General features: G+C 61.0%; 15 protein-coding genes. 7 read left to right on the forward strand and 8 right to left on the reverse strand.

Features of this window, described 5'->3' with window-relative positions; genetic code table 11:
• The first annotated feature begins 98 nt into the window (after nt 1-98).
• Together ACA060_RS12295 and dmeF are read left to right on the forward strand one after the other, a co-directional pair.
• The gene (locus tag ACA060_RS12295) at nt 99-374 is read left to right on the forward strand and encodes a metal/formaldehyde-sensitive transcriptional repressor (RefSeq protein WP_109630190.1); all 276 of its coding nucleotides are present in this window, start codon (nt 99-101) and stop codon (nt 372-374) included.
• An 11-nt stretch (nt 375-385) separates the two neighbouring features.
• Nucleotides 386-1,312 (forward strand): CDF family Co(II)/Ni(II) efflux transporter DmeF, encoded by a 927-nt coding sequence (gene dmeF / locus ACA060_RS12300; RefSeq protein WP_497317523.1) that lies wholly within the window; start codon nt 386-388, stop codon nt 1,310-1,312.
• On the opposite strand, the gene ACA060_RS12305 is transcribed toward dmeF, so the two are convergent.
• Entirely contained in the window at nt 1,287-2,432 is a 1,146-nt protein-coding gene (locus ACA060_RS12305; RefSeq protein WP_497317525.1) for a cytochrome P450, read from the reverse strand. The two genes, dmeF and ACA060_RS12305, sit on opposite strands and share 26 nt — an antisense overlap.
• A gap of 82 nt (nt 2,433-2,514) precedes the next feature.
• On the opposite strand from ACA060_RS12305, the gene ACA060_RS12310 reads away from it, so the two are divergent.
• From ACA060_RS12310 to ACA060_RS12320, 3 genes are all read left to right on the forward strand, one after another.
• Complete coding sequence (locus ACA060_RS12310; protein ID WP_497317527.1) at nt 2,515-3,270, forward strand: ArsR/SmtB family transcription factor; 756 nt, start codon at nt 2,515-2,517, stop codon at nt 3,268-3,270.
• Nucleotides 3,271-3,350: 80 nt separating this feature from the next.
• Complete coding sequence (locus ACA060_RS12315) at nt 3,351-4,571, forward strand: putative DNA modification/repair radical SAM protein (protein ID WP_497317529.1); 1,221 nt, start codon at nt 3,351-3,353, stop codon at nt 4,569-4,571.
• Nucleotides 4,568-5,404 carry a TIGR03915 family putative DNA repair protein gene (locus ACA060_RS12320; protein WP_497317531.1) on the forward strand — a complete coding sequence of 279 codons (837 nt, stop codon included), beginning with the start codon at nt 4,568-4,570 and terminating at the stop codon, nt 5,402-5,404. The genes ACA060_RS12315 and ACA060_RS12320 overlap by 4 nt, the downstream gene beginning before the upstream one ends.
• Nucleotides 5,405-5,457: 53 nt before the next feature.
• On the opposite strand, the gene ACA060_RS12325 is transcribed toward ACA060_RS12320, so the two are convergent.
• From ACA060_RS12325 to ACA060_RS12350, 6 genes are all read right to left on the reverse strand, one after another.
• Complete coding sequence (locus ACA060_RS12325; protein ID WP_109630208.1) at nt 5,458-6,477, reverse strand: branched-chain amino acid aminotransferase; 1,020 nt, start codon at nt 6,475-6,477, stop codon at nt 5,458-5,460.
• A 76-nt stretch (nt 6,478-6,553) separates the two neighbouring features.
• On the reverse strand, nt 6,554-6,694 hold the full coding sequence (locus ACA060_RS12330; RefSeq protein ID WP_497317533.1) for a hypothetical protein: 141 nt from the start codon (nt 6,692-6,694) through the stop codon (nt 6,554-6,556).
• 83 nt (nt 6,695-6,777) lie between these two features.
• On the reverse strand, nt 6,778-8,160 hold the full coding sequence (gene lpdA / locus ACA060_RS12335; protein ID WP_497317535.1) for a dihydrolipoyl dehydrogenase: 1,383 nt from the start codon (nt 8,158-8,160) through the stop codon (nt 6,778-6,780).
• 3 nt (nt 8,161-8,163) lie between these two features.
• Nucleotides 8,164-9,435, reverse strand: a complete 1,272-nt coding sequence (locus tag ACA060_RS12340; RefSeq protein ID WP_497317537.1) for a dihydrolipoamide acetyltransferase family protein — start codon at nt 9,433-9,435, stop codon at nt 8,164-8,166.
• Nucleotides 9,436-10,494: an alpha-ketoacid dehydrogenase subunit beta gene (locus ACA060_RS12345; protein ID WP_109630216.1), complete on the reverse strand. Its 1,059-nt coding sequence runs from the start codon at nt 10,492-10,494 to the stop codon at nt 9,436-9,438. It lies immediately after the preceding gene.
• A 1-nt stretch (nt 10,495) separates the two neighbouring features.
• Nucleotides 10,496-11,731 carry a 3-methyl-2-oxobutanoate dehydrogenase (2-methylpropanoyl-transferring) subunit alpha gene (locus tag ACA060_RS12350; RefSeq protein WP_109630219.1) on the reverse strand — a complete coding sequence of 412 codons (1,236 nt, stop codon included), beginning with the start codon at nt 11,729-11,731 and terminating at the stop codon, nt 10,496-10,498.
• A gap of 185 nt (nt 11,732-11,916) precedes the next feature.
• On the opposite strand from ACA060_RS12350, the gene bkdR reads away from it, so the two are divergent.
• Complete coding sequence (gene bkdR / locus ACA060_RS12355; RefSeq protein ID WP_008005367.1) at nt 11,917-12,405, forward strand: Bkd operon transcriptional regulator BkdR; 489 nt, start codon at nt 11,917-11,919, stop codon at nt 12,403-12,405.
• Between the two features lie 173 nt (nt 12,406-12,578).
• On the opposite strand, the gene ACA060_RS12360 is transcribed toward bkdR, so the two are convergent.
• Nucleotides 12,579-13,442, reverse strand: a complete 864-nt coding sequence (locus tag ACA060_RS12360) for an MBL fold metallo-hydrolase (RefSeq protein ID WP_497317540.1) — start codon at nt 13,440-13,442, stop codon at nt 12,579-12,581.
• A gap of 161 nt (nt 13,443-13,603) precedes the next feature.
• Between ACA060_RS12360 and ACA060_RS12365 the strand changes: the two genes are divergently transcribed.
• On the forward strand, nt 13,604-14,410 hold the full coding sequence (locus tag ACA060_RS12365) for a sulfite exporter TauE/SafE family protein (protein ID WP_497317542.1): 807 nt from the start codon (nt 13,604-13,606) through the stop codon (nt 14,408-14,410).
• Nucleotides 14,411-14,615 lie beyond the last annotated feature (205 nt).

Raw genomic sequence — 14,615 nt, forward strand, 5'->3', positions numbered from 1 at the left:
TGCCCCCCGATGGTTTCACTTCTCTACGTGATTGCCTTATTGCCAGGCCTGCCCGCATCGATGACTATGTTTGTCATATAGGGGGAGGGGGTATTGGTATGTCGCATATTCACGAACACAAAGACGATTTGCTCAACCGGGTACGGCGCATTTCAGGTCAGGTCCAGGCTGTGGAGCGCGCGCTGGAGTCCGACGCTGACTGCGCCAAGACCCTGCACCTGGTCGCCGCCATCCGGGGTGCGGTCAATGGTTTGATGGATCAGTTCATCGACGCCCACGCCCGGGAACATGTGGCCCGTCCAGGCTTGAGCGACGAAGCGCGCGCCGAAGGTCTGGAAGAGTTGCTGCAAGCCATCCGTCGTTACTCGAAATAAGGCCAAAACCCATGACACTCACGCCGCAGGCTTCGCGCTTTTCCCACGACCATGTGTTCTTGGGTGCTTCCCATGATGAAAACGCCCGCCGCACCTTGTGGGTGGTGGCGTTGACGTTTTTCATGATGATCGGCGAGATTGTCGCCGGTTACATCACCGGTTCGATGGCGCTGCTCGCCGATGGCTTTCACATGGCGACCCATGTCGGTGCCTTGGGCATCGCGGCGGCGGCCTATGGTTATGCCCGACGTCACGCCAACAACGCCCGCTACAGTTTTGGCACCGGCAAGGTGGGAGATCTGGCCGGTTTTGCCTCGGCCATGGTGCTGGGGCTGGTGTCGCTCGGCATTGCCGTGGAGTCCATCCTGCGATTGTTCCAGCCGACCACCGTGGCCTTTACGGAGGCGACAGTGATTGCTGTGATCGGGCTGGCAGTGAACATCGCCAGTGCCTTTTTACTGGCGGGCAATCATGGGCATCACGGCCATGATCATGGCCAAAGCCATCACCACGAGCACCCTCACGACAACAACCTGCGGTCGGCTTACGTTCATGTGCTTGCCGATGCCTTGACCTCGGTGCTTGCGATTGCGGCCTTGCTGGCGGGCCGTTACCTCGGCTGGGTCTGGCTGGATCCGGTGATGGGCATCGTCGGCGCCATTATCATTGCCAAATGGGCCTATGGCCTGATGCGCGACAGTGCGGCGGTATTGCTCGACACCACCGACGAGCCTGTCGCTGCTGAAATTCGGGAGTTGCTGGAATCGGCGGGTGACGTGCGCATCAGCGACCTTCACGTCTGGCAGGTGGGGCCTGATGCGCGGGCAGCGATAGTCAGTGTCGTAGCCACCGGCCAGGTCAGTGCCGACACTATTCGCGAACGTCTGGCACCGGTTCATGAGTTGTCTCACCTCACCGTGGAGTTTCGCAACGCCTGATGACGCCAGTGGAGCGATCATTGAAATGCGGCAGGCGGCTGTTGAGGGAAGGGCGGTAATGCCAGCTCAGGCAATCCCAATCGGGTTGATGGGCCAGAATCTGCGTCAGCGTCGCTCTGGCAATCTGCAGTGCCAATAATTGCCCCGGACATTGATGGCGGCCTTCGCCAAAAGTAAAGCTGCGCCGACGTGGGCGATCCAGAATAAAGGCGTCGGGATCTTCATTGAGCAGCGGGTCGCGATTAGCCGAAGCCAGCAGCATCAGAATCACATCGCCTGCATTGAGGTGGACTCCTTCGATCTCGCACGGTGCCACGACAAACCGGCGGGTGTTTTGTACGGAAGGGTCGAAGCGCTGAACTTCGGCGATCAAGTCTTCAACTGGCGTCGAGTCACGCAGAAATGACGGATTTCGAATCAACGCCACGATTGCGTTTCCGATCAGTCCGGCGGTGGCTTCATATGTCTGGGAAAACAGGCCAATCAAATTGGCGATCAGCGTGTCGCAGTCGGCCGCGAAACGCTGGCGAATCCCGGCGAGCAGTGCGCTTCTGTTATCCGGATCATCCAGCAGTTCAACGAAATAACCCTGCAACCGTTCCGCCGCGGCATGGGAAACCTTCAGTAACGCCTGATCACTCAGCGGCGACAGACACGCCACGAAATCCGCCGTCAGCTCACTGATCGCCCGGCCCTGAGCCGGCGAGAACCCCAACAGCGCCGCCACCACGCAAACCGGGCCGCGAAACATCGCGTTGTACAGTCCATCGGCATCCGGCGTGATCAGCCTCGCGCTCACCAACGCATTGACCTCGTCCACATCAATCAGCGCCAAACCCGGCTCAATCGCCGACCTCGGGCAACGCTGGCGCTCGCCCTCATTCATCCGCATCAATTGCCCGAATACCTTGCCGGCCATGCCGTCGGCAATCCCTTTGGGTACCGGCTCAGCGGCCGGTCGGACATGGCAATCCCGGTGCGCCAGCACAGCCGCAACGGCCTGGGCGCTGCTCGCCACCCACAATTTCAGTCCTTGGTGAAACACCAGCCCACCCTCGGCGCGCAGCCGGGCGTAATAGGGATAGGGATCGGTATGAGTCGCAGCGATGATCGGGTCCATGGGTCGCAGCCTTGTTCGTGGTGGGAGAAGTGTTGCTACTATCTCCAGTTCGAAACGGCCTTGATTCGTCCGGGAGCGAAATATGAACGTTGAACAACACGACATCGGCGTCTCTCAAGTGGCCGCGGCCATCGCGGAACCGGCCCGGACGAAAATCCTCTGTTCGCTGATGGACGGCCACGCCCGCACCAGCACCGAGCTGGCGGCGATTGCCGAAGTCAGCGCCTCCACCGCCAGCGCGCACCTGGCCAAGCTCAAGGAGCTGGCGCTGCTGCGTTTGCACGTGCAAGGCCGCCATCGCTATTACAGCCTCGCGGACAAACGCGTGGCCCAGGCGCTGGAAGCGCTGATGGTGATCGGCCAGAACACCGCGCCGCCCTTCAATTCGCGCACGCCGGACCGCCTGCAATTCGCCCGCACTTGCTACGACCACATGGCCGGGACGCTGGCGGTCCTGCTACATGACCGGATGCTGGAAAAAGGCTGGTTGCTGGAAACCGACGAGCAGGTTTATCGCCTGAGTGAAAGTGGCGAGGCGCTGATGCAAGGGCTGGGCATCGAGGTCAACGACTTGAACACCTTGCGCCGCCGCTTTGCTTGTCCGTGCCTGGACTGGAGCATGCGTCGGCCGCATCTGGGCGGTTCGCTGGGGGCGGCATTGCTGCAAGCGGCGATCAAGCGCAAATGGGTGACCCAGGATCTGGACAGCCGTGCTCTGGCGTTGACGACACTGGGACGCAAGGAGCTTGGCGCACGCTTCGACCTGACGCTGGCGCAGCCAACCCTGCAACCCGTCCGCGAGCAACGCCAACCGCTACTGACTCAGGATGTGATCTGACCCGACCAAGGGTTCGCTGATGACTTGTGCCTTGGAGATCGACCCTATACTGTATATCCACACAGTAAAAGGCGTGCTCCATGGAACTCATCGACAAGCTCAGCATTCTCGCCGACGCCGCCAAGTACGACGCGTCGTGTGCCAGCAGCGGCGCGCCGAAGCGTAGCTCCGAGGGCAAGAGCGGCCTGGGGTCGACCGACGGCATGGGCATCTGCCACAGCTACACGCCGGATGGGCGTTGCGTGTCGTTGCTGAAGGTTCTGCTGACCAACTTCTGTCTCTACGACTGCCAATATTGCGTCAATCGACGTTCCAGCGACGTGCCACGCGCACGCTTCACGCCGGAAGAAGTGGTGACGCTGACCATGGATTTCTACCGGCGCAATTGTGTCAGCGGACTGTTTCTCAGCTCCGGGATCATTCGCTCGGCGGACTACACCATGGAGCAACTGATCCGCGTGGCCAAATTGCTGCGCGAAGACCACGAGTTCCGGGGTTACATCCACCTCAAGACCATTCCCGAAGCCGATCCGGCGCTGATCGAGGAAGCGGGGCGCTACGCCGATCGCTTGAGCGTGAACATTGAACTGCCCACCGACGCCAGCCTGCAAACCCTGGCGCCGGAGAAACAGTTGGGCTCGATCAAGCAAGCGATGAAAACCATCTACACCGGCGTGCAAACCGTGCTCAACGAACCCCGCGCGCCGAAATTCGCCCCGGCCGGGCAGAGCACGCAGATGATCGTCGGCGCCGATGACACCGATGACAGCACCATTCTCCACAGTGCCCAGGCGCTGTACGGCAACTTCAGTTTGCGGCGGGTCTATTACTCGGCGTTCAGCCCGATCCCCAACAGCCCGAAAAGCGTGCCGCTGGCAGCGCCGCCGCTGATGCGCGAACACCGCTTGTATCAGGCGGATTTCCTGTTGCGCAGCTACGGCTTCACCGCTGGCGAGCTGTTCAAGGGGCCCGGGCACCTGGCGCTCGACATCGACCCGAAACTGGCGTGGGCGCTGGAGAACCGCGAGGTCTTCCCGCTGGACCTCAATCGCGCCGAGGCCTCGTTGATCGCGCGCATTCCCGGTATTGGCCTGCGCACCACCGAGCGGCTGGTGGAGTTGCGCCGTCAGCGCCGCATTCGCTACGAGGACCTGGCCCGAATGCGCTGCGTGCTGGCCAAGGCCAAGCCGTTCTTCATCACCAGCGATTACCACCCGCAGCAGGCGGAGGTCACCAGCCACTTGCTGTATCAGCAATTGCGCGACCGGCCGCAGCCGCAACAAATGGGGTTATGGGGATGATCAGTCTGGATTGCGATGACTTGTTCGACACCTGGCGTCAGCAGGCACGCTGGCTGCTGAGCCATGAGGTGGACCCGAGCCGGGTGAGTTGGGCCAGTGAAGGTGTGTCCGATCTGTTTGCCAGCGACGATGCGCCACCCCAAACCCAAGGCCCGTTTCACGCACGAATACCGCGAACGCTTCTGGACACCCTTGAACGCGCGGCCCGATATCGGGGTGATCAACGCTGGAGTCTGCTGTATGAAGTGCTGTGGCGGGTCAGTCATGGTGACCGTACCGCGATGCTCGCCGGGGACAAACTAGGAAGTGAATTTCATAGAAGAATCAAACAGGTACAGCGTGAAGCTCATCACTTACATGCATTTGTACGTTTTGTGGCGATGCCTGAAGGTGAAGGTCCGCAATACGTTGCCTGGCATGAACCGGCCCACGACATCCTGCACAGTGCCAGTGAGCATTTTATCGGGCGCATGGGCCGGCATCGCTGGTTGATCGCCACGCCCAGGGACGGGGTTTACTACGACGGCGAGCAGTTGATCCATCAACGCCAATGCCCGGTTGAATGGCAGCGGCTGGCACAAAACGTCGATGACCCGCACAGCGACATGTGGTTGACCTACTACAGCCACATCTTCAATCCGGCGCGCCTGAACCCGAAGGTCATGCAAGGTCACTTGCCGGCCCGGTTCTGGAAAAACCTGCCGGAAGGCGCGTTGATTCCGGGGCTGATCACCCAGGCCCGCACGGGTAAGCAACAGGATGGTCAGGCGAGCGGAATCAAGGGCAGGGGGGGCAAACGTATTGCGCGGGGAGAAGCCGAACGTCGTTCATAAAAAAGCCCCCCATCGCCAATACGATGGAGGGCTTCGATGCCGCTGGGGTCAGATCAAACCTTGACGATCCAGCCCGCTGGCGCTTCGACGTCACCCGTCTGTACACCGGTCAGCTCTTTGTAGAGCTTCTGGGTGACCGGGCCGACTTCGGTTTCGCTGTGGAACACGTGCAGGTGGTCGTTGTAGCTGATGCCGCCGATCGGGGTGATCACGGCAGCAGTACCGCAAGCGCCGGCTTCCTTGAAGTCGGACAGCTTGTCGATGAACACGTCACCTTCAACCACTTCCAGGCCCAGACGCGATTTGGCGAGTTCGATCAACGACAGACGGGTGATACCCGGCAGTACCGACGGCGAGTTCGGTGTGACGAACTTGTTGTCGTGGGTGATGCCGAAGAAGTTGGCCGAGCCGACTTCTTCGATTTTGGTGTGGGTCATCGGGTCCAGGTAAATGCAGTCGGCGAAGTGGGCTTTCTTGGCCTGGGAACCTGGCATCAGGCTGGCCGCGTAGTTGCCACCGACCTTGGCTGCGCCGGTGCCTTGTGGGGCCGCGCGGTCGTAGCTGGAGATCAGGAAGTTGTGCGGGGTCAGGCCGCCCTTGAAGTAAGCGCCGACCGGAATGGCGAAGATCGAGAAGATGAACTCGGGGGCGGTGCGCACGCCGATGTTGTCACCCACGCCGATCACGAACGGACGCAGGTACAGCGCGCCGCCGGTGCCGTAAGGCGGGATAAAACGCTCGTTGGCACGGACCACTTCCTTGCACGCTTCGACGAACTGCTCGGTGGACACCTGTGGCATCAGCAGGCGGGCGCAGCTGCGTTGCATGCGGGCGGCGTTCTGATCCGGGCGGAACAGGTTGATCGAACCGTCCTTGCAACGATAGGCCTTCAGGCCCTCGAAGCATTGCTGGCCATAGTGAAGGGCAGTGGAGCCTTCGCTGATGTGCAGCACGTTGTCTTCGGTCAGGGTGCCTGTGTCCCACTCGCCATTACGCCAGTGCGACAGATAGCGCTTGTCTGTCTTGATGTAGTCAAAACCCAACTTGTCCCAATTGATGCTTTCGTTACCCATGACACCCTCTATCACTTAACAACCGCCGAAACGGTTCAAGGCTTCTGACGTTTTTCTGGATGGGGACAACAATACTTCATTCCGGGCCGGTTTCGCAGCCGGAATTCAATCTCTGCGACCATCGATGCACCCCGATGTAGCAGCTGTCGAGCAACGCGAGGCAGCGTTCGGCGGCGAAGCCGTCGTATTCCGGCTGACTCGGTATGCCTGAAAGCATGCGGTGGCAGGTCTTGCGACGACTTCGTCGCCGAACGCTGCCTCGCGTTGCTCGTCAGCTGCTACAGGGTTTTGCGTCTGGTTTTAGAGGTGCAGCGCATGCCCCAAAGCACGCAACGCCGCTTCCTGTACTGCTTCGCCCAGCGTCGGATGCGCGTGGATCGTGCCGGCAATGTCTTCCAGCCGCGCGCCCATTTCCAGGCTCTGGCCGAACGCGGTCGACAACTCCGACACGCCCACACCTACCGCCTGCCAGCCGACAATCACATGATTGTCACGCCGTGCCACGACGCGCACGAAGCCGCTTTTCGACTCCAGCGTCATCGCCCGGCCATTGGCCGCAAACGGGAAGCAGGAAACGATGCAGTCCAGGCCCGCCGCCTTGACGTCGTCCGGGGTCTTGCCGACGACCACCAGTTCCGGGTCGGTGAAGCACACGGCCGCGATGGCGGTCGGGTTGAACTCGCGGGACTTGCCGCTGATCAGCTCGGCAACCATCTCGCCCTGAGCCATGGCCCGGTGCGCGAGCATCGGTTCGCCGCTCAAGTCGCCGATGGCGTATACGTTGCGCATGCTGGTCTGGCAGCGGTTGTCGATCTTGATCGCCGAGCCGTTCATGTCCAGGTTCAGCGCTTCAAGGTTCCAGCCCTGCGTGTTCGGCTTGCGACCGACGGCCACCAGTACCTGATCCGTTTCCAGGTTCAGGGTGTCGCCACCCGGCTCAAGTACTTGCAGTGTATTACTGGCAGAATCAAAGCCTTGGACGCTGTGCTTCAAGTAAAGCTTAACACCGAGTTTTTTCAGTTCGTCGTGTACCGGCTGGGTCAGTTCGGCATCGTAGGCCGGCAGAATGCGCTCTTGCGCCTCGACCACGCTCACGTCAGCGCCGAGCTTGCGATAGGCAATCCCCAGCTCCAGGCCGATGTAACCGCCACCGACCACGACCAGCCGTTTCGGCACGGACGTCGGCGCCAGGGCTTCGGTGGAGGAGATAATCGGCCCGCCAATTGGCAGCATCGGCAGGTTCACGCTTTTCGAGCCGGTGGCCAGCACCAGGTGCTCGCACTCGATACGCGTATCGCCCACATCAACGGTTTTGCCGTCGATCACGTTCGCCCAGCCTTGAATGACCTGGACCTTGTTCTTTTTCAGCAGCGCTGCGACGCCAGTGGTCAGGCGATCAACGATGCCGTCTTTCCACTCGACGCTTTTACTGATGTCGAGGGTCGGCGCCGACACGCTGATGCCCAGGGCCGAATGCTGGCTGTGATGCTGCGTCTGGTGGAACTGTTCAGCGACGTGAATCAGCGCCTTCGACGGAATGCAGCCGATGTTCAGGCACGTACCGCCCAGAGATTCGCCTTCCACCAGAATGGTCGAGATGCCCAGCTGGCCGGCACGGATCGCCGTCACATAACCGCCAGGGCCGCCGCCGATGATCAGCAGCGTGGTGTTCAAAGTTTGCATCTCTTACTCCACAAACAGGGTGGCGGGTTGTTCGAGCAAGCCGCGAACGGCCTGGATGAATTGCGCCGCGTCCATGCCATCGACCACGCGGTGATCGAAGGAGCTGGAGAGGTTCATCATCTTGCGAATCACGATCTGGCCTTTGACCACCATCGGGCGTTCAACGATTTTGTTGACGCCGACGATCGCCACTTCCGGCAGGTTCAGCACCGGGGTGCTGACAATGCCGCCCAACGCGCCGAGGCTGGTCAGGGTAATGCTCGAGCCGGAGAGCTCGTCGCGGCTGGCCTTGCCATTACGCGCGGCGGTGGCCAAGCGGGAGATTTCGGCGGCGTTGTCCCACAAGTTGCGGGCTTCAGCGTGACGCACCACTGGCACCATCAAGCCAATGTCGGCTTGCGTGGCGATGCCCACGTGGACGGCGCCGAGGCGAGTGATGACCTGGGCTTCGTCGTCGTAACGGGCGTTGATCTGCGGGAAGTCGCGCAGGGCGACGACCAGGGCGCGGACCAGGAACGGCAGCAACGTCAGCTTGCCACGGGAAGCGCCGTGTTTTTCGTTGAGGTGCGCGCGCAGTTCTTCCACCGCGGTGACGTCGATTTCTTCGACATAACTGAAGTGAGCGGCGCGTTGCGTCGCGTCCTGCATGCGCTGGGCGATCTTGCGGCGCATGCCGATGACCTGGATTTGTTCTTCGTCGTTACGCTGGGCGTAAGCGGCGGCTGCGGTCGATTGCGGCTGCTGACCCTGGGCCAGATAGGCGTCGAGGTCTTCGTGCAACACACGACCGGCAGGGCCGGTGCCACGGACCAGGCGCAACTGGATGCCGAGGTCCAGCGCATGTTTGCGCACGGCCGGGGAGGCCAGCGGGCGTTCGTCGGCTTCGCGAGCCACCATTGGGCCTTGGCAAACGGCGGCTCGTGGCGCTGCGGCCGCAACCGGTTTGCTTGCCACCACGGCTTCAGCTTTAGGCGCTGCAACCGGGGCTTCTTTAACAGGAGCAGGCTGGGCCGACTCTTTAACGTTGCCCGCGCCTTCGACTTCAATGCTGATCAGAATGCTGCCAACCGCCATGACTTCGCCCGGCTGTCCGCCCAGCGCAATCACCTTGCCGTGCACCGGCGAAGGGATGTCGACCATCGCCTTGTCGGTCATGACATCGGCCAGCACCTGATCTTCGACGACCATGTCGCCGACTTTGACGTGCCACACCGACAGTTCAACTTCTGCAATGCCTTCACCAATGTCCGGCATTTTAATAACGTGCGTGCCCATTCAGACCTCCATAACCCGTTTCAAAGCCGCGCCCACTCGGGACGGACCAGGGAAATACGCCCACTCTTGCGCGTGCGGGTAGGGAGTGTCCCAACCGGTGACGCGTTCGATCGGCGCTTCCAGGTGGTGGAAGCAATGCTCTTGCACCAGGGCGACCAGTTCGGCGCCGAAACCGCAGGTGCGGGTCGCTTCGTGAACGATCACGCAACGGCCGGTTTTCTTCACTGACTTGACGATGGTGTCCAGGTCCAGCGGCCACAGGCTACGCAGGTCGATGACTTCAGCGTCGATGCCGGTTTCTTCAGCCGCGACTTGCGACACATAAACGGTGGTGCCGTAGGTCAGGATGGTTACTTCCTTGCCGGGACGGGCGATGGCGGCAACGTCCAGCGGCACGGTGTAGTAACCGTCGGGCACTTGCGCGGCCGGGTGTTTCGACCACGGGGTTACCGGGCGGTCGTGGTGGCCGTCGAACGGGCCGTTGTACAGGCGTTTTGGCTCAAGGAAGATCACCGGGTCATCGTTTTCGATGGAGGCGATCAGCAGGCCTTTGGCGTCGTACGGGTTGGATGGCATGACCGTGCGCAAACCGCAGACCTGGGTGAACATGGCTTCGATACTTTGGCTGTGAGTCTGTCCGCCGTAGATGCCGCCGCCGCAAGGCATGCGCAGGGTCATCGGGGCGGTGAACTCGCCGGCCGAGCGATAACGCAGGCGCGCGGCTTCGGAAATGATCTGGTCCGACGCCGGGTAAACGTAATCGGCAAACTGGATTTCGGCCACCGGACGCAGGCCGTAGGCGCCCATGCCCACGGCGACGCCGACGATGCCGCTTTCGGAGATCGGCGCATCGAACACCCGGGAAGTGCCGTACTTGTTCTGCAGGCCTTCGGTGCAGCGGAATACGCCGCCGAAGTAGCCCACGTCCTGGCCGAACACCACGACGTTGTCGTCACGCTCAAGCATCACATCCATGGCCGAGCGCAGGGCCTGGATCATGGTCATGGTGGTCGTGGTCATGGCGGTTTCCAACTCGATATTGTTGTTGTGATCGTTCATGTCAGATCCCCAACTCTTGACGCTGGCGCTTCAAGTGCTCCGGCATCTCTTTATAGACGTCTTCGAACATGGTCGCGGCGCTCGGAATCTGGCCACCGGCGAGAGTGCCGTACTGCTCGGCTTCTTTCTGCGCGGCAATCACTTCGGCTTCCAGTTCGGCGCTGACGGCGACGTGTTCCTCTTCGGACCACTGACCGATTTTGATCAGGTGCTGCTTGAGGCGCGCAATCGGGTCGCCCAACGGGAAGTAGCTCCAGTCGTCGGCAGGACGGTATTTGGACGGATCATCGGAGGTCGAGTGCGGACCGGCGCGGTAGGTGACCCATTCGATCATGGTCGGGCCGAGGTTGCGGCGCGCGCGTTCGGCGGCCCAGGCAGAGGCGGCGTAGACCGCGACAAAATCGTTGCCATCGACCCGCAGGGAGGCGATGCCGCAACCGACGCCGCGTCCGGCGAAGGTGGTGGCTTCACCACCGGCAATCGCCTGGAACGTCGAGATCGCCCACTGGTTGTTGACCACGTTGAGGATCACTGGCGCACGGTAAACGTGGGCGAAGGTGAGGGCGGTGTGGAAGTCGGATTCCGCGGTGGCGCCGTCACCGATCCAGGCCGAGGCGATTTTGGTGTCGCCCTTGATCGCCGAGGCCATGCCCCAGCCCACACCCTGTACGAATTGGGTGGCGAGGTTGCCGGAAATGGTGAAGAAGCCGTAGTCCTTGACCGAATACATGATCGGCAGCTGACGGCCCTTGAGCGGATCGCGCTCGTTGGACAGCAGTTGGCAGATCAGGTCCACCAGCGGCACGTCTCGCGCCATCAGAATGCTTTGCTGGCGGTAGGTCGGGAAGCACATGTCATCGACATTCAGCGCCAGGGCCTGGCCGCTGCCGATGGCTTCTTCGCCAAGGCTCTGCATGTAGAACGACATTTTCTTCTGACGCTGGGCGACCACCATGCGGTTGTCATAGATCCGCGTCTTGAGCATGGCGCGCATGCCTTTACGCAGGATCTCGGAGGGAACGCCTTCAGCCCATGGCCCGAGGGCATTGCCCTGGTCGTCGAGCACGCGGATCAGGCCCTTGGCCAGGTCGGCGGTGTCGGCCGGTTCAACGTCAATTGGGGGTTTGCGCACCGTACCGGCGTCGGTCAGACGCAGGTAGGAGAAGTCGGTTTTGCAGCCAGGACGGCCCGATGGTTCGGGAACGTGCAGTTGCAGCGGTTCGTACGCTTGGTTCATGGCTTCTACGCTCGATCTTGTGAATTTCTTGTAGTGAGCTGACCGTCATTCTTCGATAAAAGAATTCTTGTCCTACAACAATCATAGGCCCGGCGCAGAAGAATATTTATCTCTGTTTCGTTGCGTTGGCGATCATTTGAGGATAAAAAATCTGCATAAACATAAAAAGTAGGTGGTTTTGTCTCATGCGCAAACTGGACCGTACCGATATCGGCATTTTGAACAGCCTTCAGGAGAACGCCCGTATCACCAACGCCGACCTCGCACGCTCGGTCAACCTGTCGCCGACGCCGTGCTTCAATCGGGTCAAGGCGATGGAGGAATTAGGGCTGATTCGCGAGCAAGTGACGCTGCTGGATGCCGACCTGCTGGGGCTGCACGTGAACGTGTTCATTCATGTCAGCCTGGAGAAACAGGTGGAGGAGGCGTTGCAGCATTTTGAGGAAGCGATCTCGGATCGCCCGGAAGTGATGGAGTGCTACTTGATGGCGGGGGACCCGGACTATTTGATCCGGGTGCTGGTGCCGACCATTCAGTCGCTGGAGCGCTTCATGATGGACTTTCTGACCAAAGTCCCTGGTGTGGCCAACATCCGCTCGAGCTTTGCGCTCAAGCAAGTGCGCTACAAAACCGCGCTGCCATTGCCCGCCAATGGCCTGACCCTCAACAACTAAACGAAACCCTCTGTAGCAGCTGTCGAGCACCGCGAGGCAGCGTTCGGCGGCGAAGCCGTCGCAAACCCGGTAACCGAGTTTCTTCAGATTCACCGCAGACGCAGCCTCGCGCTGCTCGACAGCTGCTACGGGTTACGTGTTCGATCGTCCCCATGCGAGGGAACGATCGAGCGTTAGAGTTTATTCAGGGGGATTTTCAGGTACACGACGCCGTTATCCTCCGCCGGCGGCAAATTCCCCGCCCGCACATTCACCTGGATCGCCGGCAGCAACAACGTCGGCATGCCCAGCCCGGCATCACGCTGGGTTCGCATGGCGACGAACGCCGTTTCATCGATGCCGTCATGAACGTGGATGTTGCTTTTGCGCTGCTCGCCCACCGTGGTCATGCAGCGGGATTCGCGGCCTTCGGGCGGATAGTCGTGGCAGACGTACAGCCGGACGCTGGCGGGGAAGGCCAGCAGTTTGTGGATCGAGGCGAACATCTGGTGGGCGTTGCCGCCGGGGAAATCGCAACGGGCGGTGCCGACGTCGGGCATGAACAAGGTGTCGCCCACCAGGATCACATCGCCGTCGATCAAATAAGCCATGTCTGCCGGTGTGTGGCCGGGCACATGCAGGGCGGTGGCTTTGAGGTGGCCGATCATGAACGATTCGTCCGGCGCGAACAGATGGTCGAATTGCGAACCGTCGCTGCGAAATTCCGGCTCAAGGTTGAACAGGGTCTTGAACACACCCTGGACCTTGCTGATCGACTGGCCGATGGCAATTTTGCCTCCCAGTTCCCGGCGCAGATACGGTGCGGCAGACAGGTGATCGGCATGGGCGTGGGTTTCCAGCAGCCATTGCACCTGCAGTTGATGTTCGCGTACGAAGGCGATGATCTTGTCGGCTTGCGTGGTAGCGGTGCGCCCGGCGGCGGGGTCGTAGTCGAGCACCGGGTCGACGATGGCGCATTGACTGCCAGCACCTTCGTAAATCACGTAGCTGTAGGTGGATGAGGCAGGGTCTAAAAAAGCTTCAATCAAGGCGGGCATGGTGGCCGTTTCTTTCAGGACAAGCCATGAGGGTAGTGTCATTTTCCCTGCGCTGACCAGCCCCGCGTTAATTGATGAAGGAAAAAATCCGCACGGGCTCTATCCTGTCAGTCATCGATACCGGGCGTCCCCGGCTTTTTTTCGCGGATCACGAGCGTTTTATGTTGTTGGCAAGTTTCTTTGGGGTGGTGATGGGTCTGGTCCTTGGATTGACTGGGGCCGGTGGCGGCATTCTGGCAGTGCCGGCCTTGGTGCTGGGACTGGGTTTGACCATGACCCAGGCCGCGCCGGTGGCCTTGTTTGCGGTGGGCAGTGCGGCGGCGGTCGGGGCGATTGATGGTTTGCGCCATGGCCTGGTGCGCTATCGCGCGGCGTTGCTGATCGCATTGCTGGGGGCGGTTTTTTCGCCGGTCGGTATCTACTTCGCCCATCAACTGCCGGAAAAAATCCTGATGATCCTGTTCAGCCTGCTGATGGTCATGGTGGCCTGGCGAATGCTGCGTCGCGAGCGTCAGGAAGAAGGGCCGAGCGACCATGGCCACGCCAACTGGGGCCAGAAAAACTGCATGCTCGATCAGCAGACCGGGCGTTTTTCCTGGACCGCCAAATGCACCGCAACCCTCGCGGCGCTGGGCGCGGTGACCGGCGTTGTCTCTGGCCTGCTCGGGGTCGGCGGCGGCTTTTTGATCGTCCCGGCCTTCAAGCAACTGACCGATGTGCAGATGCGCGGCATTGTCGCCACGTCCTTGATGGTGATCAGCCTGATTTCGGCCATTGGCGTGATCGGCGCGTTTCATGCCGGGGTCAGAATTGACGCATTGGGTGGGGCGTTCATCGTCGCCAGCGTGGTCGGCATGATTGTTGGCCGAAAGCTCTGCGCGCGCGTGCCGGCCCGAGCGCTGCAAATCGGTTTCGCCAGCGTCTGTGTCGTAGTCGCCGCTTACATGCTGTTCCGGGCGGGCGTCTAGGAAGTACCGGTTCCTGTGGCAGCCAGTCTGCCGGGCAGGCGTACGTCCTAAGTTCCGGGTCTTGGCGCGGCCCGGTCTTACACCGAATTTGCCGCGCTTAACCTGCCACTCCAAAGCACTTCAAAACCGCCCCCAAGGCAGCGTATGCCGCCGCCGGTCACCTTTCGATAATCGCCTCCGACATCCAGTCCCCCGCTGCGGAGCG

The organism is Pseudomonas sp. LBUM1671 (assembly GCF_059695685.1).

Excerpts from the sequence above, each read along its gene's own strand:
- dmeF (WP_497317523.1), top strand. The coding sequence starts at position 386 with ATGACACTCACGCCGCAGGCTTCGCGCTTTTCCCACGACCATGTGTTC.
- ACA060_RS12340 (WP_497317537.1), bottom strand. The coding sequence starts at position 9,435 with ATGGGCACGCACGTTATTAAAATGCCGGACATTGGTGAAGGCATTGCA.
- bkdR (WP_008005367.1), top strand. The coding sequence starts at position 11,917 with ATGCGCAAACTGGACCGTACCGATATCGGCATTTTGAACAGCCTTCAG.
- ACA060_RS12360 (WP_497317540.1), bottom strand. The coding sequence starts at position 13,442 with ATGCCCGCCTTGATTGAAGCTTTTTTAGACCCTGCCTCATCCACCTAC.
- ACA060_RS12365 (WP_497317542.1), top strand. The coding sequence starts at position 13,604 with ATGTTGTTGGCAAGTTTCTTTGGGGTGGTGATGGGTCTGGTCCTTGGA.
- ACA060_RS12330 (WP_497317533.1), bottom strand. The coding sequence starts at position 6,694 with ATGCTTTCAGGCATACCGAGTCAGCCGGAATACGACGGCTTCGCCGCC.
- ACA060_RS12325 (WP_109630208.1), bottom strand. The coding sequence starts at position 6,477 with ATGGGTAACGAAAGCATCAATTGGGACAAGTTGGGTTTTGACTACATC.
- lpdA (WP_497317535.1), bottom strand. The coding sequence starts at position 8,160 with ATGCAAACTTTGAACACCACGCTGCTGATCATCGGCGGCGGCCCTGGC.
- ACA060_RS12350 (WP_109630219.1), bottom strand. The coding sequence starts at position 11,731 with ATGAACCAAGCGTACGAACCGCTGCAACTGCACGTTCCCGAACCATCG.
- ACA060_RS12315 (WP_497317529.1), top strand. The coding sequence starts at position 3,351 with ATGGAACTCATCGACAAGCTCAGCATTCTCGCCGACGCCGCCAAGTAC.
- ACA060_RS12310 (WP_497317527.1), top strand. The coding sequence starts at position 2,515 with ATGAACGTTGAACAACACGACATCGGCGTCTCTCAAGTGGCCGCGGCC.
- ACA060_RS12305 (WP_497317525.1), bottom strand. The coding sequence starts at position 2,432 with ATGGACCCGATCATCGCTGCGACTCATACCGATCCCTATCCCTATTAC.
- ACA060_RS12345 (WP_109630216.1), bottom strand. The coding sequence starts at position 10,494 with ATGAACGATCACAACAACAATATCGAGTTGGAAACCGCCATGACCACG.
- ACA060_RS12320 (WP_497317531.1), top strand. The coding sequence starts at position 4,568 with ATGATCAGTCTGGATTGCGATGACTTGTTCGACACCTGGCGTCAGCAG.
- ACA060_RS12295 (WP_109630190.1), top strand. The coding sequence starts at position 99 with ATGTCGCATATTCACGAACACAAAGACGATTTGCTCAACCGGGTACGG.